This window comes from Catenuloplanes nepalensis (assembly GCF_030811575.1).
GTDB classification, from domain to species: Bacteria; Actinomycetota; Actinomycetes; order Mycobacteriales; family Micromonosporaceae; genus Catenuloplanes; species Catenuloplanes nepalensis.
In genome coordinates, this window is the sequence record NZ_JAUSRA010000001.1 from 7,874,946 (window position 1) to 7,900,340 (window position 25,395).

At 71.2% G+C, this 25,395-nt stretch carries 22 protein-coding genes; 7 read left to right on the top strand and 15 right to left on the bottom strand.

Annotation, left to right across the window (positions count from 1 at the left end; translation table 11 throughout):
- Positions 1-23: 23 nt before the first annotated feature.
- The 3 genes from J2S43_RS34085 to J2S43_RS34095 all read right to left on the bottom strand — a co-directional run bounded on the left by J2S43_RS34085 (position 24) and on the right by J2S43_RS34095 (position 2,428).
- The gene (locus J2S43_RS34085) at positions 24-818 is read right to left on the bottom strand and encodes a class I SAM-dependent methyltransferase (protein WP_306836168.1); all 795 of its coding nucleotides are present in this window, start codon (positions 816-818) and stop codon (positions 24-26) included.
- 179 nt (positions 819-997) lie between these two features.
- On the bottom strand, positions 998-1,207 hold the full coding sequence (locus tag J2S43_RS34090; protein WP_306836170.1) for a BldC family transcriptional regulator: 210 nt from the start codon (positions 1,205-1,207) through the stop codon (positions 998-1,000).
- A gap of 378 nt (positions 1,208-1,585) precedes the next feature.
- Entirely contained in the window at positions 1,586-2,428 is an 843-nt protein-coding gene (locus tag J2S43_RS34095; protein WP_306836172.1) for a DUF8083 family protein, read from the bottom strand.
- Between the two features lie 165 nt (positions 2,429-2,593).
- Here J2S43_RS34095 and J2S43_RS34100 point away from each other — a divergent pair, with 165 nt between their 5' ends.
- Together J2S43_RS34100 and J2S43_RS34105 are read left to right on the top strand one after the other, a co-directional pair.
- Complete coding sequence (locus J2S43_RS34100; protein WP_306836174.1) at positions 2,594-3,688, top strand: Glu/Leu/Phe/Val family dehydrogenase; 1,095 nt, start codon at positions 2,594-2,596, stop codon at positions 3,686-3,688.
- A 139-nt stretch (positions 3,689-3,827) separates the two neighbouring features.
- Positions 3,828-4,052, top strand: coding sequence for a DUF3073 domain-containing protein (locus J2S43_RS34105; protein ID WP_306836176.1), 225 nt, complete (start codon positions 3,828-3,830; stop codon positions 4,050-4,052).
- A gap of 197 nt (positions 4,053-4,249) precedes the next feature.
- Here J2S43_RS34105 and amcA read toward each other — a convergent pair whose 3' ends face one another.
- From amcA to J2S43_RS34130, 5 genes are all read right to left on the bottom strand, one after another.
- Entirely contained in the window at positions 4,250-4,489 is a 240-nt protein-coding gene (amcA, locus tag J2S43_RS34110; RefSeq protein ID WP_306836178.1) for a multiple cyclophane-containing RiPP AmcA, read from the bottom strand.
- Positions 4,455-5,561 carry a cyclophane-forming radical SAM peptide maturase AmcB gene (amcB, locus tag J2S43_RS34115; RefSeq protein WP_306839642.1) on the bottom strand — a complete coding sequence of 369 codons (1,107 nt, stop codon included), beginning with the start codon at positions 5,559-5,561 and terminating at the stop codon, positions 4,455-4,457. The genes amcA and amcB overlap by 35 nt, the downstream gene beginning before the upstream one ends.
- 1,219 nt (positions 5,562-6,780) lie before the next feature.
- Positions 6,781-7,920 (bottom strand): phosphoribosylformylglycinamidine cyclo-ligase, encoded by a 1,140-nt coding sequence (gene purM, locus J2S43_RS34120; RefSeq protein ID WP_306836180.1) that lies wholly within the window; start codon positions 7,918-7,920, stop codon positions 6,781-6,783.
- A gap of 106 nt (positions 7,921-8,026) precedes the next feature.
- Positions 8,027-9,628, bottom strand: a complete 1,602-nt coding sequence (purF, locus tag J2S43_RS34125) for an amidophosphoribosyltransferase (protein WP_306836182.1) — start codon at positions 9,626-9,628, stop codon at positions 8,027-8,029.
- Between the two features lie 129 nt (positions 9,629-9,757).
- Entirely contained in the window at positions 9,758-10,111 is a 354-nt protein-coding gene (locus J2S43_RS34130; RefSeq protein ID WP_306836184.1) for a sterol carrier family protein, read from the bottom strand.
- A gap of 274 nt (positions 10,112-10,385) precedes the next feature.
- Between J2S43_RS34130 and J2S43_RS34135 the strand changes: the two genes are divergently transcribed.
- A complete protein-coding gene (locus J2S43_RS34135; RefSeq protein WP_306836186.1) occupies positions 10,386-12,311 on the top strand; it encodes a carboxypeptidase-like regulatory domain-containing protein in 1,926 nt (641 codons plus the stop codon).
- 61 nt (positions 12,312-12,372) lie between these two features.
- Here the strand turns inward: J2S43_RS34135 and J2S43_RS34140 are convergent, their stop codons facing one another.
- From J2S43_RS34140 to J2S43_RS34165, 6 genes are all read right to left on the bottom strand, one after another.
- Positions 12,373-13,146, bottom strand: a complete 774-nt coding sequence (locus J2S43_RS34140; protein WP_306839643.1) for a 2-phosphosulfolactate phosphatase — start codon at positions 13,144-13,146, stop codon at positions 12,373-12,375.
- 770 nt (positions 13,147-13,916) lie between these two features.
- Entirely contained in the window at positions 13,917-16,667 is a 2,751-nt protein-coding gene (purL, locus tag J2S43_RS34145; RefSeq protein WP_306836189.1) for a phosphoribosylformylglycinamidine synthase subunit PurL, read from the bottom strand.
- Complete coding sequence (gene purQ / locus J2S43_RS34150) at positions 16,664-17,359, bottom strand: phosphoribosylformylglycinamidine synthase subunit PurQ (protein ID WP_306839644.1); 696 nt, start codon at positions 17,357-17,359, stop codon at positions 16,664-16,666. The genes purL and purQ overlap by 4 nt, the downstream gene beginning before the upstream one ends.
- Positions 17,356-17,604: a phosphoribosylformylglycinamidine synthase subunit PurS gene (purS, locus tag J2S43_RS34155; protein WP_306839645.1), complete on the bottom strand. Its 249-nt coding sequence runs from the start codon at positions 17,602-17,604 to the stop codon at positions 17,356-17,358. Before purS ends, purQ begins: the two co-directional genes overlap by 4 nt.
- Before the next feature lie 243 nt (positions 17,605-17,847).
- Positions 17,848-19,299, bottom strand: coding sequence for an adenylosuccinate lyase (purB, locus tag J2S43_RS34160; protein ID WP_306836190.1), 1,452 nt, complete (start codon positions 19,297-19,299; stop codon positions 17,848-17,850).
- A gap of 184 nt (positions 19,300-19,483) precedes the next feature.
- A complete protein-coding gene (locus tag J2S43_RS34165) occupies positions 19,484-20,767 on the bottom strand; it encodes an acetyl-CoA C-acetyltransferase (RefSeq protein WP_306836192.1) in 1,284 nt (427 codons plus the stop codon).
- Positions 20,768-20,807: 40 nt separating this feature from the next.
- Here J2S43_RS34165 and J2S43_RS34170 point away from each other — a divergent pair, with 40 nt between their 5' ends.
- A complete protein-coding gene (locus J2S43_RS34170) occupies positions 20,808-22,160 on the top strand; it encodes a 3-oxoacyl-ACP reductase (RefSeq protein WP_306836193.1) in 1,353 nt (450 codons plus the stop codon).
- Positions 22,160-22,963, top strand: coding sequence for a MaoC/PaaZ C-terminal domain-containing protein (locus J2S43_RS34175; protein ID WP_306836195.1), 804 nt, complete (start codon positions 22,160-22,162; stop codon positions 22,961-22,963). Before J2S43_RS34170 ends, J2S43_RS34175 begins: the two co-directional genes overlap by 1 nt.
- Here the strand turns inward: J2S43_RS34175 and J2S43_RS34180 are convergent.
- Positions 22,957-23,634, bottom strand: a complete 678-nt coding sequence (locus tag J2S43_RS34180) for a TetR/AcrR family transcriptional regulator (RefSeq protein WP_306839646.1) — start codon at positions 23,632-23,634, stop codon at positions 22,957-22,959. The two genes, J2S43_RS34175 and J2S43_RS34180, sit on opposite strands and share 7 nt — an antisense overlap.
- 58 nt (positions 23,635-23,692) lie before the next feature.
- On the opposite strand from J2S43_RS34180, the gene J2S43_RS34185 reads away from it, so the two are divergent.
- Positions 23,693-24,145, top strand: a complete 453-nt coding sequence (locus J2S43_RS34185) for an SCP2 sterol-binding domain-containing protein (protein WP_306836198.1) — start codon at positions 23,693-23,695, stop codon at positions 24,143-24,145.
- Positions 24,146-24,149: 4 nt separating this feature from the next.
- Entirely contained in the window at positions 24,150-25,361 is a 1,212-nt protein-coding gene (locus J2S43_RS34190) for an acyl-CoA dehydrogenase family protein (RefSeq protein WP_306836200.1), read from the top strand.
- Positions 25,362-25,395 lie beyond the last annotated feature (34 nt).

Below are 25,395 nucleotides of genomic sequence, written 5' to 3' on the forward strand. Positions count from 1 at the left end.
TCGTCCGAGTGGTCGACGCGCGTTCAGCCGTCCAGGGTCAGCGTGGCGAGGTAATAGGGCCGATCCACGTCGTCCACATCGGTGATCCGCCAGCGTGTCCCCTCGACGAGCCCACGCAGCTCGTCCACGGAACAGACCAGGTAGTCGAACCAGTCCGTGGCGAGCTCCCGGTAGCGCAGCCGCAGCCGCAGCTGCCCGCCGAGCCGCCCCCGCGACCGGTTGAGCTCGTGATAGCCGACGTGCACCGGATCCGTGGTGCCGTACGGGTCGGTGCCGTGCGCGATCAACCGGGCGCCGGGCGCGGCCATCTCGGCCAGCGCCGCCAGGAAGCCGGCCGCGCGGTGATGACCCTCCAGCAGCCCGAGATTGTTGCCGAGCAGCAGGAACGTGTCGTAGCGGCGCCCGTCGCGGGCATGCTCGTCGACCGAGGCCAGCACGGTGTCGCGCAGGCCGCGCCGCCGGCAGACCGCGATAGCGCCGGGCGAGACGTCCAGCCCGGTCACGTCCACACCCGACTCCTGCAGCGCCAGCGCGATCCGGCCGCCGCCGGTGCCGATGTCCAGCACCCGGCCCCGGGCGAGCGCGATCGCGCGATGGTCGTGCGGCTGCCACTCGTCCGGCCCGGCCAGGTACTGATCCGCGGGCGCGCCGTTGATCAGGCCGTCCTCGCGTTCGATGATCTCGATGACCGGGCGCGGCACCCGGCCGCCGGCCAGCGGGCGGGGCCCGATGCCGGTGCGTATCGCGTAGGCGTCCCGGAGCAGCTCGCCGAAGACGTCACCGACGCGCGGGCGGGGAACGGGTTGTAGATTGTCCACGCCTCGAAGCCTGTCAGATCGCGGACACCGTTTCCGCCCGCCGCGCGTTGAGCCGTTCGTCGCCCGATCGCGTATATAAGGTCGACACGGCCCACAGGCAGAGCGAAGGCGGAGGAGCACACGGATGACCGTGATTCCCTCCGCCCTGGCACTACCGGCGGGTCATGAAGAGCGGTCCGTCAGTCACCCTGACGCTGCGCGGGGATCTGCCCCTGCAGCAGGGCGCGAACCTCAGACTCACGGTAGCGACGGTGGCCGCCCAGCGTGCGTATTGCGCTGAGCTTGCCCGCCTTCGCCCACCGAGTCACGGTCTTCGGGTCGACACGGAACATCGACGCGACCTCGGCCGGCGTGAGTAGCGGCTCTGGTTCGTGCGTACGCGATGCCATCGGTCACTCCTCCACAGGTACCTAAAGACATCGGCCGGGGTCCCGCCGGCCGACGCGTCTTTCATGGTCCGGCTAGTCCCCGATGTCCGACATGGGCCGAACGGACTAACGTCCCTGGATGGACGGATGAGCCATGACCGATTTATTGCGATTTTCTACGCCAGATACCTACTTAATTGGACGCTTAGTCACGCTTCGTATCTGACCAAGTACGAGCCTAGCCCATCATGGGAGCGCGTCCACGGTCCGATTCGACCCGCAATGTGCGCCATTTGCATGACAAATCGAGCAGAGGGCGAGCAATCGAGGACGGTCACCACAACAGGACGGCCACGGTAGGCGAATGGTTACGCCCCGCGGCCGTCGTGATGATCGCTCTCAGTTACATCGCTCCAGGAGCTGAACGGCGCGCCAGCGCGCGACGAGCTTCTCGTACGCCTCGGTCGCGCCCTCCGCGTCACCGTTCGCGAGCCCGGCCAGGCCCGTGGCGACGAGCGCCGGCGAGTCGTCCGCCTCCAGCTCGTCGTCCGGCAGCAGATCCACCAGGCCGGCGTAGTCCAGCTCCACCACCGAGCGCGGGTGGAACTCCTCCAGCCAGCGCGCGCCCTCCTCCACCGCCTCGGTGATCGGCGCATCCCCGACGCTCTTGCGCAGCACCGAGACGCCCCGGTGGGCGCGGCGGCGGGCCTTCGAGATCTCGGTGCGGAAGCGCAGGCTCCGGCGGTTGCCCGGCCCGGTCACCAACTCCCGCTCGGACTGGTCCACGAACACGAACCAGCGCAGCGGTACGCCCCAGGTGGAGGCCTGCTCGTGCACGCGCGGCACGCCCTCCTCCAGCACGCGGGCGCCGGTGCGCGCGTCATCCACCACGGCCTTGGCCTGACCGGCCAGGATCGGCGGCACGAACGCGTCGGCGAGCACGGACGGCACGCCGTCGCGGGCGGAGAGCGCGGCCTCGGCGACCCGGAGCTTGAGGTTCCACGGGCAGACCAGGATCGTGTCGGCGTCCTCCAGCACGTACGCCTCGTCCGGCAGGTCGGGCAGGCGGGTCCAGCCGGCGCCGAGCGCGGAGAGCACCGCGGTGCGCTGCCGCCCGGGGCCGTCGACGGTCGTGATCGCCCGGCCCTCCCGCGCGTACCGCCGCCAGAACAGCTGACGTTCCCGGTCGAAAGCGGTCAAGGGCTCGTAGACCCGCAGGTACGACGCGAACAGTGACGACACGGCCCGATCCTTCCACGCCGCGGTGAAGGGCTCGCCCACAGCATCTCCGATCACGGTACTTATCGCCCACTCCAACGCCGAAGTCCTAGGGTTCTTGAGTGGGCGCCGACAATCCGCCCCGCCACATGCCCCACAAGGGCCCGAAGCAACGCCAGAGGAGCAGACATGTCCTTCTTCGCCAACGTCGACGACCAGGGACTGACCGGCCACGAGCAGGTCGTCTTCTACCAGGACAGGCAGTCCGGGCTCAAGGCCGTCATCGGCATCTACTCGACCGCGCTGGGCCCCGCGCTCGGCGGCACCCGCTTCTTCCCCTATCCGGACGAGGAGTCCGCGGTCGAGGATGTGCTCAACCTCTCACGGGCGATGGCGTACAAGAACGCGCTCGCCGGTCTGGACCTCGGCGGTGGCAAGGCCGTCATCTGGGGCGACCCGGAGCAGTTGAAGAGCGAGGCGCTGCTTCGCGCGTACGGCCGGTTCATCGAGTCGCTGAGCGGTCGCTACTACACGGCGTGCGACGTCGGGACCTACGTGCCGGACATGGACGTGATCGCACGCGAGACGCGGTACGTGACCGGGCGCAGCGTCGAGCACGGCGGCGCGGGCGACTCGTCCGTCCTCACCGCGTGGGGCGTCTTCCAGGGCATGCGCGCGGCGGCCGAGCACGTCTGGGGCAGCCCGTCGCTGTCCGGGCGCCGGATCGGGGTCGCCGGGCTCGGGAAGGTCGGCAAGTATCTCGTCGGGCATCTGATCGAGGACGGCGCGTCGGTGGTCGCCACGGACGTCAGCGAGGCCTCCCGGGCGTGGGCGCGGTCCACGTACCCGCAGATCGACCTGGTCGACGACACGGACGCGCTGATCACGTCCGACATCGACGTCTACGCGCCGTGCGCGCTGGGCGGCGCGCTGAACGACGACTCGGTGCCGCGGCTGCGCGCGAAGGTGGTGGTCGGCGCCGCGAACAACCAGCTGGCCCACCCGGGCGTGGAGAAGCTGCTGGAGGAGCGCGGCATCCTGTACGCACCGGACTACCTCGTGAACGCGGGCGGCGTGATCCAGGTCGCGGACGAGATCGAGGGCTTCAACTTCGAGCGCGCGAAGCTCCGGGCGAGCAGGATCTACGACACCACGAAGAAGATCCTCCGGCTCGCGGAGTCGGACGGCGTGCCGCCGGCGGTGGCCGCGGACCGGCTGGCCGAGCGCAGAATGGCCGAAGTCGGGCGGCTTCGGGGGATTCTTCTGCCGCGCCGGGCCTTTTAGCGACGCGCGAGGGGCAACGTGCGCTACCCGAGGTGCCGAACGTCGCCTCGCCCATGTACCGTAAGAGCCACGAGAGATGCCTGACGTCATCGGGGCCCGCCTTCGGGCTGCCCCGAATTCTGTGCGAGGGGGTCGAGCCATGGGGCGCGGCCGAGCCAAGGCCAAGCAGACGAAGGTGGCGCGGGAGTTGAAGTATCACTCCCCGAACACCGACCTCGCCGCCTTGCAGCGGGAGCTTACCGGCGGTTCGAGGTCGGAACACGACTTCGACGACGAGCACAATGAACGCCTCGACGATGACGACGAGGACGACACCGTCGACGACGACACGGATTCGTGGTCGTCGCCGCGGCGCCGCTCCTGACTGCTGGCAATCTGAGCACGCGGCCCCCCGCGTGCTCACGCATGTCCGCATCGCCTGAGGATGTTCCACACCCCCTCGCGGCGATGCTGTCTGCGCTTGTTCAGCAGCAGTCGACGTCATCGTCAAGGTGCGCATAACGACGAGACCGGCGGATCATCGCAGGACACTGCGACGATCCGCCGGTCTCGCGTGCTCGGTCAACGGGGAGGGCGATTGTTCCAGTTGTAGAAGGTCGGGATGTTCTCGAAGTGGTTCCATGCGCAGACCGCGCTGGACCCATCACCCCTGGACGTCTCCTCCCGGCGTGAGCGTGCCTCCGCGGCCTCTTCGAGCAGCGCGGTCAGTCCGGCACCTGCGCTCCGCACCCGCTCGGCCACCGAGTCGTTCGTCGTCTCGGCGGCGTCATCCGGCTGCCGAGCGTTGGTGATCTCGGGCATGGTGCAGCACTCCCTCCAGTAGGCGGATCTTGCTGTTGCGGCAGTGGTTCGTCTCCGTACCATCGAAACGCCCGTGCTCGAAGTATCGGTTGGCCGCGTGCGCGCCACCGCAGAACTCGAAGTACGGACACCGGTCACGGCACGCCTCCACGCCCGCGAGAAACTCACCGATCCACGGGGTCGACGTCGCGTCCGCAAGGATGTGGTCGAGCCCGCGCTCGAGCACGTTGCCGCTGACGAAGTCGCCGTACCGCGGATCGGAGAAGCCCGCCAGCTCCGGCGAGAGCAGCACCACCGAGCCGTCGTGCGCGATCGTGGGGATCGGGTCCAGCTCGCGCGGCAGCAGCGCGCCCGCGGTGCCGTCCAGCACCGCCGCGGCGTACCGCAGGGACAGCTCGATCTCCCGCAGGTGGATGCGCGGGTCCCGGCGCCAGGCCGCGCACAGCTCCGCCCAGAACGCGGTGACGGCCTCGGCCGGGAAGCCGTTGTCCCGCTTGTTCACGCCCTCCTGCTCCTCGACGTTGATGCCGAGCACGTCGCAGCCGAGGGCGAGGAAGTAGTCGTAGAGCTCGGTGGCCAGCCCGGGGTGCGGCTCACCGACCACGCAGAGCGCCGAATAGGGGATGCCGTGCCGGCGCAGCGTCTCGACGCCACGGGCGATCCGGTCATACGCCGGGCGGCCGCCCCGGGTGACCCGCTCGCCGTTGCGCTCGCGCGGCCCGTCCACGCTCACGCTGACCCGCATGTCGTGCGCCGTGAAGAACTCGCACCAGGCGTCGTCGATCAGCGTCGCGTTCGTCTGCACGTGGTGCTCGACCTCGGGCCCGAACGGCGCCATCAGCGCGGCCAGCGCGTCCCGCCCGGCCGCGAGCGGCTCACCGCCGTGCCAGACGACGGAGAAGCGGGTCTCCCGCGCCCACGCGTTGACCGGCTCGGCCACCGCCTCCGCGACCGCGACCGGCATCCGCTTGTCGATCGCGCGAAACGGCAGGTAGCAGTAGCTGCAGTCGAGATTGCAGAGAGTCGTCGGCTGCATCACCACATATGCCGGGACGGTGGCGATGCCGCGCATCCCCGAATCGGCCACCGCACCTCCTCCACCGGCCCGCGCGCTCAGGTGAACAGCGGGTATGCCGTTTCAGGCTAGGCGGACACGTCCAGTCGGGTGAAGCCCCAATCATGCATCCCGATGTTGATCTTGGTGTTCCGCCCGAACCTTTCACAAGCTTTGACGTTCCCACGCCCGGCGTGGTTGCGGTCCGCACGCTCCCGCGGGCACCGGTCGTCGCTGGCGCTCCTCCCTTCCGGTCCCGTCGCGGGTCACCACGACCCAACCCCAGCGGTGCGGCGCCGCTTCCGGCGTGAGGCACTGCGGCACCCGTGATCGGGGCCCGACGCGCTCGACCGGGCTCAAGTCGATCGCGCCGCACGACGCCGATCCGGGAGAACGCATTCCGGTGCCGGCGGCCGCGACGGGAGGAAGCGTGGATCTTGGCAAAGATCGCATCGAGATCAGCTGGATAAGCAGGGCGGTGCTGGTGGCCCCCTGCCGGTTTCGTCGCCGGTCACGAAGAGGTCGGGTCGCACCCACCTCGGCAGGCTCTGGCCCGCTGGCTTTGTTCGCAGCGCCTGCGGCGCGTCGTCGGCCAGCCGCCTGCGCGGCCATGATCGTCAGTCCGGAGCTGGATGACCGCGCTCGGACACCGCCGCCGGTCGCCTTACAGCGACGGGCAACAGACCGCGGCTGGCGTGAGCACTTTCATGATCGAGGCGTCCCCGAAGTGGTTCTAGCGACTTCGGGGACGCCTCGATCATGGATGCGTGGCCGGAGTCGATCACGCGAAGCCCACTAGTGATACGCGAAGCACCGTATGGGGACCTCATACGGTGCTTCGCGTATCACTAGTCAAGATGTGTCCTGACAGCCGCACCGCTTTAGTGCGATATTTCGGGCGTGAGGGCTGCGCAGCGTGCGGCGTTCCACATAGCGGTGATGGTTTCCCGCCATGCGGCGGATCTACCGGCCTGGTGACATTTCCGGTGCGGCTGGTGACGTGGTGGGTGCGGAGTTGTCCAGATGCCTTGCGGCCGTTGAGGCCTCGATGCCGGCAACGCGGTGGACCGGCCGGAAGCCACACCGGTGCGCACCATGGGGTTCGTGGTGACCAGCGACGCGGCCGGTCCCCGCGGGAGCATGCCCGGGGCGCCCACGCCGGAAGCGGGAAGATCTGGGTATGAAAGAAGCCGCGCGGGCCGGAAAGCGGCCCGCGCGGCTTCACGTAAGACCAGAATCAGCCGCGGGTGTGCTGGCCGATCATCTGCACCGTGCCGGTGCCCTCGATGATCTCGCCGGCGTGCCAGGCGTCGACGCCGCGGCCGGCCAGGAACGCGAGCGCGCGGTCGGCGTCGGCGGCCGAGACGACGGCGAACATGCCGACGCCCATGTTGAACGTCGACTCCATCTCCGGGTCCTCGATCCGGCCCTTGGCCTGAACCAGCTCGAAGATCGACTGCGGCTTCCAGGTGGAGCGGTTGACCACCGCGTCGACGTGATCGGGAAGGACGCGGACCAGGTTGCCGGGGATGCCGCCGCCGGTGACGTGCGCGAGCGCGCGCACCTCGCACTCGGCGATCATGCCCAGGCAGTCCTTGGCATAGATCTTGGTGGGGGTGAGCAGCTCCTCGCCGAGCGTGCGCTGGCGGCCGAACTCCTCGACGACCGTCTCCAGGCGCATGCGGCCGGCGCCGAGCAGCACGTGGCGGACCAGCGAGTAGCCGTTGGAGTGCAGGCCGGACGAGCGCATCGCGATCACGACGTCGCCGACCTCGACGCGGTCCCGGCCGAGGAGGTCGGCCTCCTCGACGACGCCGACGCCGGTGGCGGACAGGTCGTACTCGTCCGGGCGGAGCACGCCCGGGTGCTCGGCGGTCTCGCCACCGAGCAGCGCGCAGCCGGCGTAGCGGCAGCCGTCCGCGATACCGGCGCCGATCTCCGCGACCTTCTCCGGCTCGACCTCGCCGCAGGCGATGTAGTCGAGCAGGAACAGCGGCTCAGCACCGCAGGCGACCAGGTCGTCGACGACCATGGCGACCAGATCGATGCCGACCGTGTCGTGGATGTTCAGCTGCTGGGCGATGACCAGCTTGGTGCCCACGCCGTCGGTGGAGGAGGCGAGGATCGGGTTCTTGTACTTCTTGGCGTCCAGCCGGAACAGGCCCGCGAAGCCGCCCAGGTCACCCATGACCTCGGGACGGGACGCGCGGCGCACCTTGTTCTTCAGCAGCTCGACGGCGCGTTCACCGGCGTGGATGGAGACGCCGGCGTCCGCGTACGTGACCGTGCGCTTTCCCCTGTTCCGGCCGGCACCGGCCTGCCACGGCTGCCGGTCACCATCCGCCGCGTCGTTGGATCGCTCGGTCACGTGCGTCACGTTTCTCCCCTTGTGCTCTCGCGTCAGGCCGGGCGTGCCGCTCTGCGCGCTTGTCTGGCCGTACGGCCGCGACGTCACGGTTCTCGTGGGTCGCGGCGTGCCGGGCCTAAGAATGATGCGGCTTGTCCCCGCCACCGGGCGAGGCGACCAGGTCCGCCTCGTCGTTCTCCAGCTCGTGGTCGGGGCTCGGCCCCGGCGCTCCGCCCTCCGCGACCTGTGCGGGCACGGACGGCATGCCGACGGACACCCGGCGGCCGACGCCCTCGAGCACGTGCTTGCCGATCATGTCGTCGGCCGGCAGCGCGATCGGGTACTCCCCGTCGAAGCAGGCCCGGCAGAGCCGGGTCTTCGGCTGCTCGGTGGCGGAGATCAGGCCCGCCAGCGAGATGTAGCCGAGGGAATCCGCGCCGATCGCGCGCCGGATGCCCTCCGTGTCCAGACCGTTGGCGATCAGCTCCGCGCGGGTGGCGAAGTCGATGCCGTAGAAGCAGGGCCAGCGGACCGGCGGCGACGAGATGCGCACGTGGACCTCGAGCGCGCCGGACTCGCGCAGCATGCGCACGATGGCCCGCTGGGTGTTGCCGCGGACGATCGAGTCGTCGACCACGACGATCCGCTTGCCGCGCACGTTCTCCCGGAGCGGGTTCAGCTTGAGGCGGATGCCGATCTGCCGGATGGTCTGCGACGGCTGGATGAAGGTCCGGCCGACGTAGGCGTTCTTCAGCAGACCCTGGCCGTAGGTGATGCCGGAGGCCTCGGCGTAACCGATCGCGGCCGGCGTGCCGGACTCCGGCACCGGGATCACCAGGTCGGCCTCGACCGGGCTCTCCTTGGCCAGCTCGCGCCCGATCTGGACGCGGGCCGAGTAGATGTTCCGCCCGTTGATCGTGGTGTCGGGACGGGCAAGGTACACGTACTCGAAGAGGCAGCCCTTCGGGTCCGGCGTCGCGAAGCGCACCGAGCGCAGGCCGTCCTCGTCGATCGCGATCAGCTCGCCCGGCTCGACCTCGCGGACCACGCTGGCGCCGCAGATGTCCAGCGCCGCGGTCTCGCTCGCGACCACCCAGCCGCGCTCCAGCCGGCCGAGCACGAGCGGGCGCACGCCGGCGGCGTCACGTGCCGCGTACAGCGTGTTCTCGTCCATGAAGACGAAGCTGAAGGCGCCGCGCACGCGCGGCAGCACCTGCAGCGCGGCCTGCTCGACGGACAGGTCGGGGTACGACGCGAGCAGCGTGGTGACCAGCGACGTGTCCGTGGTCGAGCCGTCCGACCCGAGGTCCAGGCCGCGCTCGGTGACCTCACGGGCCAGCTCGGCCGTATTGACCAGGTTGCCGTTGTGCGCCAGCGCGATCGTGGTGCCGGACGTGGTTGCCTTGATCGTGGGCTGCGCGTTCTCCCAGTTGTTGCCGCCGGTGGTCGAGTAGCGCGCGTGGCCGACCGCGAGGTGGCCGCGCAGGCTCGCCAGCGTCGGCTCGTCGAAGACCTGGGAGACCAGGCCGACGTCCTTGTAGACCACCACACCGGAGCCGTCGCTCACGGCGATGCCCGCGGCCTCCTGGCCCCGATGCTGAAGTGCGTAGATTCCGAAATAGGTGAGCTTTGCCACCTCTTCACCCGGAGCCCACACTCCGAACACGCCGCAAGCATCTTGCGGGCCGGGCCTTTGGGGGTCGAGTTCGTGGCTCAACAGCCCGTCGCCTCGGGGCACCTGCCGCTCCATCCGTGTGCTTGGCGCGGAAGTTCCGTCCGCCCGGAACAGTGTACGCGAGGTCAAGCGAATGACAGAGAGCCACCTTTTCGCTGCCAGGGCGTGATCAACGGGTGATCGACCGAGAAACTAGATAGGGATGTAGTTAGATATATCGGCACGGTTTCCGCTGATCCGCAGACGCCCCTGAGTAATCGCCTCGTCCCAGGACAGCCGTCCGGTGGCCAGACGCACCCACGTCTCCGGATCCATCTCGACCACATTGGGCGGTGTGCCACGGGTGTGCCGTGGCCCTTCGACGCACTGAATCGCACCGTACGGAGGAACCCGCACCTCCACCGAACGGCCGGGAACCTTGGCCGCGAGCGCGGCGAGGAGCGCACGGACGGCGTCACGGAGCGCTACGCGCTCGGGGGCCGCACCGGCATCGAGGGAGGCCAGCACCGTCGCCACTACTGCGGACTTATCGTGCGGAGAAGACACGTCGGGACGATACGTCTTCGCAGCCACATCACTTGATGGCTCCCCTGGGTCGCGCGGGGGGTGCCGGACAAGGCATAGTGGCGCACGGTGTACTCAATCACGGGGTGAACCCGGCACGTCCGAGGCCGGGAGCAGATAATCCCGGAAGGCGGTGGACGTGACAGCACACCGAAAGCCCTGGCGCGATTTGGCTGGTCAGGAGGGCCGTGGGCTAGGCGCGCGCGCCGTCAGCCTACTCCGCGCGAGTGCGGCGGTCCTGGCGGTCACCGGCGCCGTGCTCTTCGTTACCCCGACCACGGCCCAGGCCGATGCGCCCGAGCTGACTCTCAACCTGCAATCGGCCGCCCTCAACGCCGGGCAGAGCACGAAACTCACAGTGACGGTCAAGCCCGACAACCCGACCGACACGCTCGCTGTGACGGTCGCGGTCTTCGACGGCGTCAAGTGCAGCCCGTGTTCCGGCACCGGTTCCTTCGAGGTGACGCTCACCGGCGACAACATCGGTGCCGGCCAGACGAGGTCCGGCAGCGTCAAGGTCACCGCGGTCGGGACCCCGGTGATCGGCGATCCCGAGACCGAGGAGAAGTCGGTCTCGCTGACGGTCAAGGGCCCGGAGGCGGTCCAGACCGTCAAGAAGATCAGTGGTCGCGTGGTCGACGCCGCGACCGGCGAGGGCGTCTCCGGCGCGGCCGTGCGGATCCAGGACCCCTCAGGCCACCAGTACGAGGCGGCCACCAACGGCCGAGGCACGTTCACGTTCAACGGCGCGACGGACCGGCCGATCACCCCCGGCACCATCCAGATCGCCGCGAGCGCACGTGACTTCGAGGCCAAGGCCGCCACCTTCAACGGCGGCAACGGCGCCACGGTCGACGGCGTGACGCTGCAGCTGGTCTCCACGAAGGCCACCCCGAGCCCGACTCCCTCGGCGAGCGCCACCCCCAGCGCGACGCCCTCCGCCACCCCGTCCGCGGAGGAGTCGGAGGCCTCCGAGGAGCCCGTGACCGACGTCACGGACGTCCCGGACACGAACAACGCGGCGAACCAGTCCGACGACGACGGTGGCGTGCCCTGGCTCGTCATCCTCATCGGCGCACTGCTGGTCGCGGTCGGCGTCGGCACGTTCGTGCTGCTGATGATCCGGCGCAAGCAGGACCGGGAAGCGGCCGAGGCCGAGGAGGCGGCCAAGAGTCGCACCCCCGTGGGGGCGGCGGCGGGCGGCTTCCTCGGCGACGACGCGACCCGGATCGGCGGCGCCGGCATGGGCGCGGGCGGCATGGACGACGCCACCCGGATCACCACGCCGATCTCCGACGCGCCGACCATGATCACGCCGCGGGCGGCGATGGAGGAGTTCCCCGACCCGTACGGTGCGCCGCCCCCCGGCGCGCCGGGCGCTCCGAAGTGGGCCGGCAGCGACGACGCCACCCGGGTCGGCTTCGGCGACGACCGCGGCGGCTACGGCGGTGCCGCGCCGGCCGGTGGCTACGGCGACGACGGTTACGACCGTGGTGGCAACTACGGCGGTGGGCCCGCGTCCGTCTCCGGTGGCGGCTACGGCGCCGGCGGCCGGGACTACGACGCCGGTTACGACAACCGGTCCGGCGGCCAGGCCGGCTACGGCGGCGTCAACGAGCCGTACGACGACCCCACCGGCCGGTACAACGGCGGCTCGGACGGTTACGGCGGTCAGGGCGGCGGCTACGGCACCACCCCGGCAGGTCCCTACGGGCAGCGCGCCGACCAGGGCGGCTACGGCGCCCAGGAGATCGACTACGGCACGCAGAGCCAAGGCCAGGGCGGCGGGTACGGCGCTCAGGGTGGCTACGGCGGCGGTGGTTACGCCGACGGTGCCGGCAGTGGCAACTACGGTGGCGGCCAGGCCGGCGGTTACGACCCACAGGCCGGCGGCTACAGCGGCCAGACCGGTGCCGCCGGTGGCAACTACGGTGGCGGCTACGGCGACCGCGGCGGCTACGAGCAGGGCGGTTACGACCAGCAGGCCGGCGGCTACGGCGGCGGCCAGGGCGATTACCCGGCCCAGCAGGGCGGCGGTTACGACCAGCAGCAGGGTGGTGGACCGGGCGGTTACGACCCGCAGCAGGGCGGCGACCGCGGCGGCTACGACCAGGGCGGGTACCGGGACAACCGCGGCAGCCAGCAGCGCGGCGAACGCCGCATCGACTGGATGGACGACTGAGCCGATCCGCTTCGGCTGACCGACGGGGCTCGTGCCACACGGCACGGGCCCCGTCGCCGTTTCAGGCCCTGCCGAAGACTCCGCGGCGCAGCAGCGGGACGACCGTGGAGGCGTTGCGCTCCACCGCGATCTCGACGTCGCCGGCGAAGCCACGGGCGGCCAGCTCCCGGCCGGAGACGCTGCCCCGCACCGCCGCGGCCACGTCCGGCACGCTGTTCAGCGCGGCCAGCGCCACCGCCGCCTCCACCGACAGACCACCGTGCGCGCCGGCGAGACCGTCCAGCACGGATGCGGCGCCGAGCAGGTCCTCCACGCCCGGGCGCAGCGTGTCGTCCGGCCACCGCTCGCCGGCCGCGACCACGCCGATCGGCGCGCCGGCCGTGCCGTACCCCTGATGCAGCAGCCAGCGGGCGACCGCCCGGGCGTTGCGAAGACAACCGGCCACGACCGGCAACCCGGTGGCGCTGGCCGCGGCACAGATCGCGGAGCCGTTCGCCGACGGCAGGACCAGGTCCGGCGTGCTCGGTGCGCGGCGCAGCGCGGCCGGCGAGAGTGACCACGGCCGCTCCCGGCTCACCTCGGTCCGGCCGACCGCCGCCACCGCGCCGACCCGGGACGCATACTCCTCGGCCTGAGCGCTCCACGGGAACGGGTGCACCCGTGTGCCGCGCCCGACCGCGACGTCCACCGCGGTGGTGAACGACAGCACGTCGACCACGACCAGGGCGGCGCAGACCCGGCCCAGCTCGCTGGCGCCGGCCAGCCCCCAGTCGAACCGCACCCCCGCGCCCGGTTGCGCGTAGACCGCGTCCGCCGGATCCCCCTCGCCGCTCACCGTGCCGCTCACCTTCGCCGCCGTCGTGGGCACCGCGGTGCCGCTCTCGAACGCCACCCATGATGCCGCCCGCCCTCCGACGCCGGCACGACAGGTGGCCGACGCGACTCACCACTGTGGGTCCGGCAGGGCAGAGATGAGGTGATCGGGCGAGATCCGGGGCGGGATTGCGGGAGGGTGACCGCGTCCGGCCGTCTGAAGATCAAAGCCTTTAGGGCCTTAGCGCTCTACCCGCTTCCGGCGTGGTCACCTTCCGCATGCTCCCGCGGGCAACGGTCGTCGCTGGCGCTCCTCCCTGCACGATCCGCGGCTGGTCCAGCGAAACCCAGCGCCTCCGAACTTCTCGTCACGCCGGGCGACGACCACGATGTCGAGACGAGAGCCGGCAAGCCGCGCCGCCTGCGGGAGGCCGCATCGCCCGGAAGGACCGCATCGCTTGCCGGAAGGCCGCGTCGTCTGCCGGAAGGCCGCGTCGTCTGCCGGAAGGCCGCGTCGTCTGCCGGAAGGCCGCGTCGTCTGCCGGAAGGCCGCCGTCTGCCGGAAGGCCGCACCACCTACCGGAACTACAGGAACTACCGGAAGGCACCGCCTACCGGGGCGCGTCGTCTGCCGGGAGGCCGCGTCGTCTGTGGCCGGTGAGGAGCCGAGGGATGCGGAAGGGTGGAGCGCGGCATCCGTGCGGAGGGCGTGGGTTGCGCGGGTGGGGAACGACGAAGCCCGCGCTGATCGGGTCAGCGCGGGCTCTGCCGTTGTGCGTTTTCGGGTGACCGTTACTCGGTGTTGCCGTCAGCCGTCGGCTGGTCGGCCGCGTTGGTCTCGGTCTGTGCGGTCTCCGCCGGTGAGACGACGCCGTCGGCGCCGCTCGGGTCGGCCTGGGTGCTGTCCGCGGCGGCGGCCGGGAGGCCCTCCTCCGCGCCGGCGGCCGAGTCCGGTGCCGGGTCCTCGCCGACCGGTGCGGCCTGCGCCTCGGTGGCGGCGACGACCACGGCAGCGGCGGCGGCCACCGCGGCGGCGCCCTCCGACGCACCGGAGGAGATCGCCTCGGAGGCCCCGGGCAGAACCGGCGATCCGGTGGACGCGGCCGGAGCCGCGACACCGGCCGCAGGCGTGCCGAAGGCCGGCGCACCGGAAACCCCAGAGCCGGCGGCCGAGGTACCGGCGGCGGAGGCGCCGAACGCCGTGTCGGCCGACGGGATCTCGACGTGGCCGAAGAGGCGCGGGAGCGTGCCGGTGTGTGCCTCGCGCAGCTCGGTCAGCGGGATGCTGAAGTGGCCGGTCACCTCGACCGCGTCGCTCGCGGCCTCGGTGGTGCCGATCGCGGTCCACGGCAGTTCGTGCTGGTCGCAGAGCGCGGTGAACGCGGTCTCGTGCCCGCGCGGCACCGCCACCACGGCGCGGCCGGCGGACTCGCTGAACAGGTAGACGAACGGCGTCGAGCCGGTGCTGAACTCGTCCGGCAGCTCGATCTTGACGCCGACGCCGCGCCGCAGCGACGACTCGACCAGCGTCTGGATCAGGCCGCCGTCGGAGAGGTCGTGCGCCGCCGTCAGGTGACCGACGCGCGCGGCCTCGGCCAGCACCTCGGCCAGCGCCTTCTCGCGGGCCAGGTCGACGCGCGGCGGCTCGCCACCGAGGTGACCGTGGGTGACCCACGCCCACTCGGAACCGGACAGCTCGTTGCGCGTCTCGCCGAGCAGGAAGACCAGGTCGCCCTCGGGGTGCGCGGACGGTGTGAAGCCGATCGGCACCCGGGTGGCGACGTCGTCGATCAGGCCGAGCACGCCGACGACCGGCGTCGGGTGGATCGCGGCCGCACCGGTCTGGTTGTAGAAGCTGACGTTGCCGCCGCTGACCGGGATGCCCAGCTCCTGGCAGCCGTCCGCGAGACCGCGCACGGCCTCGGCGAACTGCCACATGACGGTCGGGTCCTCGGGCGAGCCGAAGTTGAGGCAGTTGGTGACCGAGATCGGCTTGCCGCCGGCCACGGCCACGTTCCGGTACGCCTCGGCCAGCGCCAGCTTCGCCCCGTTGTACGGATCCAGCCGCGCGTAGCGGCCGTTGCCGTCGACGGAGAGCGCGACGCCGAGCCCGGTCTGCTCGTCGATCCGGAGCACGCCCGCGTCCTCCGGCTGGGCGAGGACCGTGTTGCCGAGCACGTACCGGTCGTACTGCTCGGTGACCCAGGTCTTGTCGCACAGGTTCGGTGAGGCGATCATGCGCAGCACGGTCTCGCGCAGCGCGTCGCCGCCGACCGGGCGGGGCAGCGTCTCGGCCCGGTCCGCGCGGAGCAGGATCAGGTCGGCCGGCTCGCGCATCGGGCGGTGGTAGACCGGCCCGTCGTCGACCAGCGAGCCCGGCGGCACGTCGACGACCGTGTGGTCGTTCCACGTGATGACCAGGCGGCCGCCGTCGGTGACCTCGCCGATCGCGGTGGCGAGCACGCCCCACTTGTCGGCGATGCGCAGCACCTCGTCGAGCTTCTCCGGCGCCACGATCAGGAGCATGCGCTCCTGGGACTCGCTGGCCAGGATCTCGTGCGGGTCCATGGACGGCTCGCGCAGCGGCACCCGCTCCAGCCAGACCCGCATGCCGGCCTCGGCTGCGGCCGCGGTCTCGGTGAGCGCGCAGGTGAGGCCCGCGCCGCCGAGGTCCTGGATGCCGACGACCAGGCCGGCGTCGTACAGCTCCAGGCAGGACTCGATCAGGAGCTTCTCCATGAACGGGTCGCCGACCTGGACGGACGGGCGGCGCTGCTCGCTGCCGTCGTCGAAGGTGGCGCTGGCCAGCACGGAGACGCCGCCGATGCCGTCCCGGCCGGTCTTCGCGCCGAGCAGCACGACGATGTTGCCGTCGCCGGTCGCCTCCTTCTTCTGGAGGCGGGAGACCGGCAGCACGCCGATGCTGAGCGCGTTGACCAGCGGGTTGCCCTGGTAGCAGGGGTCGAAGACGACCTCGCCGCCGATGTTGGGCAGGCCCAGGCAGTTGCCGTAGCCACCGACGCCCGCGACGACGCCCGGGAGGACGCGCTGGGTGTCCGGGTGCTCGGCGTCGCCGAAGCGCAGCGGGTCCATCACCGCGATCGGGCGCGCGCCCATCGCGAGGATGTCGCGGACGATGCCGCCGACGCCGGTCGCGGCGCCCTGGTACGGCTCGACGAAGCTCGGGTGGTTGTGCGACTCCACCTTGAAGGTCACCGCGAGTTCGTCGGAGATCTGGATGACGCCCGCGTTCTCACCGATGCCGGCCAGCAGACGGTCGCTCTTCGGCGCCTTCTCGCTGAACTGCTTCAGGTGGACCTTGCTCGACTTGTAGGAGCAGTGCTCGCTCCACATGATCGAGTACATCGCCAGCTCGGACTGGGTGGGCCGGCGGCCGAGGATGTCGCGAATCCGCTGGTACTCATCCTCGAGCAGGCCGAGCTCGGCGAACGGCTGCAGCTCCTCGGGGGTGGAGCCGGCACGGTCGACCGTGTCGGGCGCAGACACCGCGGTCTCCTTCGGTGAGATCAGATCCTGGGTCACGCCGGCACCGCCGCGGACTTGCCGGCGAGGTGCGCGAGGACGGAGGCGAACAGGCCGAGACCGTCGAGCGACGGCCCGGTCAGCGCCTCGACGGCGTGCTCCGGGTGCGGCATGATGCCGACGACGTTGCCGCGCGCGTTGGTGATGGCGGCGATGTCGCGCTGGGACCCGTTGGGGTTGCCGCGGATGTAGCGGGCGACGACGCGCCCCTCCGCCTCCAGCTCGTCCAGCGTGCGCTGGTCGGCGACGTAGCAACCCTCGCCGTTCTTCACCGGGATCAGGATCTCCTGGCCGTCGGTGAACGTGCCGGTCCAGGCGGTGCTGGTCGACTCGACCTTCAGCCACTGGTCACGGTTGCGGAAGTGCAGGTGCTGGTTGCGGGTGAGCGCGCCGGGCAGCAGGTGCGCCTCGCAGAGGATCTGGAATCCGTTGCAGATGCCGAGCACCGGCAGGCCGCCGTTGGCCGCATCGATGATCGACCCCATCGCGGGAGAGAACCGGGCGATCGCGCCGCAGCGCAGGTAGTCGCCGTAGGAGAAGCCGCCGGGGAGAACGACCGCGTCGACGCCGTGCAGGTCCGGGTCGGCGTGCCAGAGGCGCACGGCCTCGGCACCGGCGAGCCGGACGGCGCGCGCGGCGTCGCCGTCGTCCAGCGAACCCGGGAAAGTGACCACACCGATCCGCATGGTCAGGCCTTCACCTGTTCGCCGGCGTGGATGGTGAAGTCTTCGATGACCGGGTTGGCCAACAGCTTGTCGGCGATCTCCCGGACCCGATCCAGATCGGCGTCGCCGGAGAACTCCAGCTCGATGCGCCGACCGATGCGCACCGACGTCACGTCGGTGACATCGAGCCTGGGCAGTGCGTTGGCGACGGCCTGGCCTTGCGGATCGAGGATCTCCGGCTTGAGCATGACGTCGACGACGACGCGAGCCACGAGGCACTCCTGACTGTTAGCGCTGTCCTGGCTGTCTCGGCCGGTGGTCACCCTCCGGCCCACCAGCACCGGCCTGGAGGGGCGAGCGCCCTCAGACTACCTGGTGGTTGGTGCGCAACCCGCACCGGCCGACCCGGCCACCAGCGATTATCCGGGGAGCGACGAAGGTCACTCCCCGGGTGATCGTTAAATCGGTCAAAGTCACTTATAAACGGCTAAATCCCGAGAAAGTGGGAACCGCCATCACAGGATCGGGGCGGGCGAGTAGCCGGCCGCGGTGGGGTGCGCCGCGACCACGTCGGCGACCCGGTCCGCGACCGAGTGCACCTGGGCCGGCGCCGCGCCGGCGAACCCGGCCCGGTCCGCCACGAGCGCGTCGATCTCGGCGCGCGACAGGTTCAGCCGGCCGTCCGTGGCGAGGCGGTCGAAGAGATCGTTCTCCGTCGCGCCCTTCTCGCGCATGGCCAGCGCCACCGCGACCGCGTGCTCCTTGATCACCTCGTGTGCGGTCTCCCGGCCGACCCCACGGCGTACCGCCGCGACCAGGATCTTGGTGGTCGCCAGGAACGGCAGAAACCGGTCCAGCTCCCGGCCGATCACCGCGGGGTAGGCGCCGAACTCGTCGAGCACGGTCAGGAACGTCTGAAAGAGCCCGTCCGCCGCGAAGAACGCGTCCGGCAGCGCGACGCGGCGCACCACGGAACAGGACACGTCGCCCTCGTTCCACTGGTCGCCGGCCAGCTCGCCGACCATCGACAGGTAACCCCGAATGATCACGGCGAAGCCGTTGACCCGCTCGGAGGACCGTGTGTTCATCTTGTGCGGCATCGCGGACGAACCGACCTGGCCCGGCTTGAAGCCCTCGGTGGCCAGCTCCTGGCCGACCATCAGGCGGATCGTGGTGGCCAGCGACGACGGCGCGGCCGCGACCTGGGCCAGTGCGGCGACCACGTCGAAGTCGAGCGAGCGCGGGTAGACCTGGCCGACGCTGTCCAGCACCCGCTCGAAGCCGAGGTGCCGGGCCACGCGCCGCTCCAGCTCCGCGACCTTCTCCGCGTCACCGTCGAAGAGGTCCAGCTGGTCGGCGGCCGTGCCGACCGGGCCCTTGATGCCGCGCAGCGGGTAGCGCCGGATCAGGTCGTCGATCCGCTCGTACGCGATCAGCAGCTCCTCGGCCGCGGACGCGAAGCGCTTGCCGAGCGTGGTGGCCTGCGCGGCCACGTTGTGTGACCGGCCGGTCATCACCAGGTCGGAGTGCTCGACCGCGAGTCGGGAGAGGCGGTTCAGCGTGGCCACCACACGGTCGCGGATCAGCACCAGCGACGCGCGGATCTGCAGCTGCTCGACGTTCTCCGTGAGGTCGCGCGAGGTCATGCCCTTGTGCACGTGCTCGTGGCCGGCGAGCGCGCTGAACTCCTCGATCCGCGCCTTCACGTCGTGCCGGGTGATCCGCTCCCGGGCCGCGATCGACTCCAGGTTGACCCGGTCGAGCACGGCCTCGTAGGACTCGATCACACCTTCCGGGAGCGCGATCCCGAGGTCGCGCTGCGCGCGGAGCACGGCGACCCAGAGTCGCCGCTCCATGCGGATCTTCTCTTCCGGTGACCAGATCGCGAGCAGCTCGGTCGAGGCGTACCGCCCGGCGAGAACGTTCGGGATGCGCGGGCGCTCGGTTGCGTCGGGGAGGGAAGTCACGGCCGAAGTCTCTCACGTTCGCCCTGCGTCTCCGCCTGGCCGCCCGTCCGACAAGATCCATGAACGGCAATTTCAAGATCAAAACCAGGAGGGCGGCCTTCAGTCCGGCCAGGGGCGGGCGGTCGGGGCGGCATCCGGGGTACGAGCTGGGAGGCGCGGTTGCACGTCCGGCTCGTGAACTAATTCACCGTTCGACGATCGCCACCACGCCGAGGCCGCCGGCGGCGCAGATGGAGATCAGGCCGCGGCCTTGCTGACGGTCGCTGAGCAGCTTGGCGAGCGTGGCGACGATCCGGCCGCCGGTCGCGGCGAACGGGTGCCCGGCCGCCAGCGACGAACCGTTCACGTTCAGCTTGCTCCGGTCGATCGCGCCGAGCGGCGCCTCCAGCCCGAGCCGCTCCTTGCAGAACTCCGCCGACTCCCAGGCCGCAAGCGTCGCGAGCACCTGCGACGCGAACGCCTCGTGGATCTCGTAGTAGTCGAAGTCCCGCAGCGTGAGGCCGTTGCGCGCGAGCAGCCGCGGCACCGCGTAGGCCGGCGCCATCAGCAGCCCCTCGTCGCCGTGCACGAAGTCCACGCCCGCGGTCTGACTGTCGCCGAGGTAGGCCAGGATGGGCAGATTGTGCGCTTTTGCCCACTCCTCGGACGCGAGCAGTACGGTCGACGCGCCGTCGGTCAGCGGCGAGGAGTTGCCCGCGGTCATCGTCGGGTGCGCGCCCGTCGTCCCGAAGACCGGCTTGAGCCGCGCCAGCTTCTCCAGCGAGGTGTCGGCGCGCAGGTTCTGGTCCTGGCTGAGCCCCAGATATGGCGTCACAAGATCATCAAAGAAGCCGCGCTGGTACGCCGCCGCGAGCCGAAGATGCGACTGCAGCGCCAGCTCGTCCTGCTCCTCCCGGCCGATCTCCCAGGTCTCCGCGGTAAGCGCCTGGTGCTCGCCCATGGACAGCCCGGTCCGCGGCTCCGCGTTGCGCGGCATCTCCGGCTTGAACGGCTGCACCGGGCGCAGCTTCGTGGCCGCCTTCAGCCGGGCGCCGAGCGTGCGCGCGGTGTTCAGCTCCAGCAGCGCGCGGCGGAAGTCCTCGTTCAGCGCGAGCGGCGCGTCCGACGTGGTGTCCACGCCGCCGGCCACGCCCACCTCGATCTGGCCGAGCGCGATCTTGTTGGCCACCAGGATCGCGGCCTCCAGCCCGGTGCCGCAGGCCTGCTGCACGTCGTACGCCGGGGTGCGCGGGTCCAGCTGCGAGCCGAGCACCACCTCGCGGGTCAGGTTGAAGTCGCGGGAGTGCTTGAGCACCGCGCCGGCGACCACCTCGCCGAGCACCTCACCGGCCAGGCCGAACCGGGCGACCAGCCCGTCCAGCGCGGCCGTGAGCATGTCCTGGTTGGAGGCCCGCGCATAACGCCCGTTGGACCGGGCGAACGGAATGCGGTTGCCACCCAGGATCGCGACCCGGCGGATGCTCTGCACAGTCTCTCTCCTCTGACTTACTCACGGGTAGGCTACGCCTATGGTGGACCGGTACGCGACCTTCGCCAACTCCGCCGCGGGAAAGGCGCTCGTCAAGCGCCTCGGCCTGCCGGCGCCGACCCCGCTGCGCCGCCACTCCCCCGGTGACCCGCTGGTCACCGGCCCGGTGCTGGTCGACGCCGCGCCCGGCGGCCGGTTGGCCCCGATCGTGCGCGAACTATTGGACGAGGCCGGCGTCACGCTGCGCGACCCGGTCGCGGCCGCGGTGGAGGCCGGTGCGTCGGCCACGCCCGGCCGGCTCGCCGCGCTGATCTTCGACGCCACCGGCGTCACGTCCTCGGACCAGTTGCGCACGCTCTACGACTTCTTCCACGCGCAGGCCCGCACGCTGCTGCCGTCCGGCCGGGTGATCGTGCTCGGCACCGCGCCGGAGGACTGCGCCGCGCCACGCGAGGCGATCGCGCAGCGCGCGCTGGAGGGCCTGGTCCGCAGCATCGGCAAGGAGTTCGGCCGGGGCAGCACCGCCCAGCTGGTCTACGCCGCACCGGACGCGCCGCTCACCTCCACGCTCCGTTTCCTGCTCTCCGGCCGCTCCGCCTACGTCTCCGGCCAGGTCATCCGGATCGGGCCGGGCTCCCCGGGCTCCGATGTGGACTGGGATCGGCCACTGGAGGGCAAGGTCGCGCTGGTCACCGGCGCGGCGCGGGGCATCGGCGCGGCGATCGCCCGAGTGCTCGCCCGGGACGGCGCCCGGGTGATCGCGCTGGACGTCCCGGCCGCCGGTGAGCCGCTGGCCGCGCTGGCCAACGAGATCCGCGGCGAGGCGCTACAGCTCGACGTGACCGCCGCGGACGCACCGGACCGGCTCGCCGGCTGTCTCCGGGACCGGCACGGCCGGGTCGACGTGGTGGTGCACAACGCGGGCATCACCCGGGACAGGACGCTGGGCCGGATGAGCGCGGAGCAGTGGGACTCGGTGCTCGACGTGAACCTGTCCAGCCAGGAGCGGATCAACGACGCGATCCTGGAGCTGCTGCCCGCCGGCGGCCGGCTGATCCAGGTCTCCTCGATGAACGGCATCGCCGGCAACCGCGGGCAGGCCAACTACGCCACGTCCAAGGCCGGCGTGATCGGGCTGGTCCAGGTGCTGGCGCCGGCGCTGGCCGCGCGCGGCGTGACGGTCAACGCGGTCGCGCCCGGCTTCATCGAGACGCCGATGACCGCGCGCATGCCGGCCGGGCTGCGCGAGGCGAGCCGCCGGCTGAACAGCCTCAGCCAGGGCGGGCTGCCGATCGACGTGGCCGAGACGATCGCCTGGTTCGCCTCGCCCGGCTCGTCCGGCGTGACCGGCAACGTGGTCCGCGTCTGCGGGCAGAGCCTGATCGGCGCCTGATGTCGGTCTACCTGCACGCCGCGCTCGGCCTGCTGCCGCTCGGCACCCGGCCCTCCTCGCTGCCGGACCGGACGCTCACCCGCACCGGCGTGGTCGTGGACCGTGACCACCTCGCGCGGTACGACCGGGTGTGCGGCTTCCGGCTCGGCGATGCGCTGCCCCCGGCGTACCCCCATGTGCTGGCCTTTGATCTGGCAATGGGCCTGATGACGGATCGCGCGTTCCCGTTCCCGGTGGTCGGGCTGCTGCACGTGACGAACCGGATCGAGGTGCTGCGGCCGCTGACCGCGGACGACCGCCTCGATCTCACGGTGCGCGCGGCCGGCCTGCGGGAGCATCCGCGCGGGCGGCAGTTCGACATCGAGACCACGGTGACGGTCGACGGCGAGGCCGCCTGGCGGTCCCGGGCCACCTACCTGCGCCGGGAGCGTTCGTCCGGGACGCCGCGGACCGACCGGCCCGGCCTGCCGCCGCCGTCCGCCCGGTGGCGGCTGACGCCCGCGATCGGCCCGGAGTACGCCGCGGTCTCCGGTGACCACAACCCGATCCACACGTCCTGGCTCGGCGCCCGCGCGTTCGGCTTCCCCGCCCCGATCACGCACGGCATGTGGACGCTGGCCCGCTGCCTCTCCGCCCTGGAGGGCCGACTGCCGGCCACCGGCACGATCGAGGCCGAGTTCCGCCGCCCGGTCCCGCTCTCCGCCACCGTCGCCTTCGCCACCGACCTGCACACCTTCGCCGTCACCGACCCCCACACCGGCAAACCGTTCCTGGTCGGCACCGTTCAGGCATCCAGTCAGTGATCCAGGCGTCGTTCACGTCGTTCTGACGACGTGAACGGGATGGACGGGTGCCAGGTGGTGCCGGTGAGGAGGCGGTCGGCGCCGAGCCAGGCGACGTTCATCATCTGGGTGGCGGTCTTGGCCGGGTCGGCGCCGGGGTGGTCGGTCATCCAGTCGGCGAGGGACTCTCCGGCGCCGACCAGGGCGTGCGCCATGACCTCCAGCTCGGTGTCGGTGGCCTGGCCGCCGGCGCTCGCCATCGCCTGGGTGAGCAGCGCGGTCACCACCTGGACCATGCGCGAGCGCATGCCGGTCAGCTCGGCCGCGAACGGTTCCAGGCCGCGGGCCTGGCGGTAGAGCACGGTCCAGCCCTCGCGGTTGCCGGCCACGAAGTCGAAGAACGCGCGCAGGCCGTTCCAGAGCTGGCGGTCGGCCGGGGCGCCGGGCTCGACCGCGCCGGCGACGACCTCCATCAGGCGGCCGGCCTCGCGGTGCAGCGCGGCTAGGAACAGCTCCTCCTTGGTGCCGAGGTACGCGTACACCATGGGCTTGGAGATGCCGGCGTCCTCGGCGATCTCGTCCATGGACGCGGCGTGGTAGCCGCGGCGGGAGAAGACCCGGACGGCCGAGTCCAGCATCTGCCGCTCGCGGACGGCGCGTGGGAGACGCTTGAAGGCCGGCACGCTTGTCAGCATACCTACCCGAGCGTAACCTTACGCGCGCGTAGATAAGCGGAGAGGAAAGCCGGAGATGACCGATTTCGACCCCAACACCTTCGCCACCATGGAGCCGCGGGAGTTCGCGAAGATCGTCAAGGCTACGCCGGATTCGAAGATCACCGAGGTCCTGAGCGGGCCGCAGCGGCAGCTCATCCTGGACGAGGTCTTCAGCCGCATGCCGAAGCAGTTCCGCCGCGAGCGGGCCGGCGACACCAGCGCGGTCATCCACTGGGTCGTCACCGGGCGGCCGGACGGCGGCACGGACACCTACGAGATCGTGATCGACGGCGGCACCTGCACGCTCTCGCCGAGCACGGACCGCAAGCCCGATCTGACGCTCACGGTCGCGCCGGTCCCGTTCGTCAAGCTGATCTCCGGTCTCGGCAACCCGGTGATGATGTTCATGGGTGGCAAGCTCAAGGCGGACGGCAACCTCGGCCTGGCCGCGCAGATCCAGACGCTGTTCGACATCCCGAAGGCCTGACGCCGTGGAGTTCTCGCTGGACCTCACGGAGGAACAGACCACGCTGCGCGACTGGGTGCACGGCTTCGCCGAGGGCGTGCTGCGTCCGGCCGGCGCGGAGTGGGACGAGCGCGAGGAGACGCCCTGGCCGGTGATCTCCGAGGCGGCGAAGGTCGGGCTGTACGGGTTCGAGTTCCTGGCGAACGCCTGGTCCGACCCGAGCGGGCTGTCCATGCCGATCGCCAACGAGGAGATGTTCTGGGGCGACGCCGGGCTCGCCATGTCGATCGCCGGCACCTCGCTGGCCGTCGCCGCGATCTTCGGCTCCGGCACGCCCGAGCAGCTGGCCGAGTGGGTGCCGCCCTGCTTCGGTGACGCGCAGAACCCGGCGGTCGGCGCGTTCTGCTCGACCGAGCCGGAGGCGGGCTCGGACGTCGCCGCGATCCGCACCCGCGCGGTCTACGACGAGGCCAACGACGAGTGGGTGCTGAACGGGCAGAAGGCGTACGCCACGAACGGCGGCATCGCGGCGGTGCACGTCGTCACCGCGTCCGTCGACCCCGCACTCGGCTCGCGCGGTCAGGCGGCCTTCGTCGTACCCCCGGGATCGAAGGGTCTGTCGTCGCCGCGGAAGCTGGCCAAGCTCGGCCTGCGCGCCTCGCACACCGCGGACGTCTTCCTCGACGACGTGCGCGTGCCCGGCCGCTGCCTGCTCGGCGGCAAGGAGGCGCTGGACGCGAGGCTGGCCCGGGCACGGGAGAAGCAGCGCACGTCCGGCCAGGCGTCGATGCGCACGTTCGAGCTGTCCCGGCCCACGGTCGCGGCGCAGGCGATCGGCGTGGCCCGCGCCGCCTACGAGTACTCGCTGGACTACGCGCGGAACCGGGTGCAGTTCGGCCGGCCGATCGTGGAGAACCAGGCGGTCGCGTTCGCGCTGGCCGACATGCGGATGGAGATCGACGCCGCGCGCCTGCTGGTCTGGCGGGCCGCGTGGATGGGCCGCAACAACCGCCCGTTCGCGGCCGGCGAGGGCTCGATGTCCAAGCTCAAGGCCGGCGAGGTCGCGGTCGCGGTCACCGAGAAGGCCGTGCAGATCCTCGGCGGCGCCGGATATCTGCGCGAGCACCCGGTCGAGCGGTGGTACCGGGACGCCAAGATCTACACCATCTTCGAGGGTACGTCCGAGATCCAGCGCCTGGTCATCGCGCGCGCCATCACCGGCCACCAGATCCGGTAGCTCCGCTCACATCGCCTCAGCACCGCGCCCGCCG

Bases quoted from the DNA above. Each gene is read 5' to 3' on its own strand.
- J2S43_RS34100 (WP_306836174.1), top strand. From the start codon at position 2,594: ATGTCCTTCTTCGCCAACGTCGACGACCAGGGACTGACCGGCCACGAG.
- J2S43_RS34175 (WP_306836195.1), top strand. From the start codon at position 22,160: ATGTCGGTCTACCTGCACGCCGCGCTCGGCCTGCTGCCGCTCGGCACC.
- J2S43_RS34185 (WP_306836198.1), top strand. From the start codon at position 23,693: ATGACCGATTTCGACCCCAACACCTTCGCCACCATGGAGCCGCGGGAG.
- J2S43_RS34105 (WP_306836176.1), top strand. From the start codon at position 3,828: ATGGGGCGCGGCCGAGCCAAGGCCAAGCAGACGAAGGTGGCGCGGGAG.
- J2S43_RS34090 (WP_306836170.1), bottom strand. From the start codon at position 1,207: ATGGCATCGCGTACGCACGAACCAGAGCCGCTACTCACGCCGGCCGAG.
- J2S43_RS34170 (WP_306836193.1), top strand. From the start codon at position 20,808: ATGGTGGACCGGTACGCGACCTTCGCCAACTCCGCCGCGGGAAAGGCG.
- amcA (WP_306836178.1), bottom strand. From the start codon at position 4,489: ATGCCCGAGATCACCAACGCTCGGCAGCCGGATGACGCCGCCGAGACG.
- amcB (WP_306839642.1), bottom strand. From the start codon at position 5,561: ATGCGCGGCATCGCCACCGTCCCGGCATATGTGGTGATGCAGCCGACG.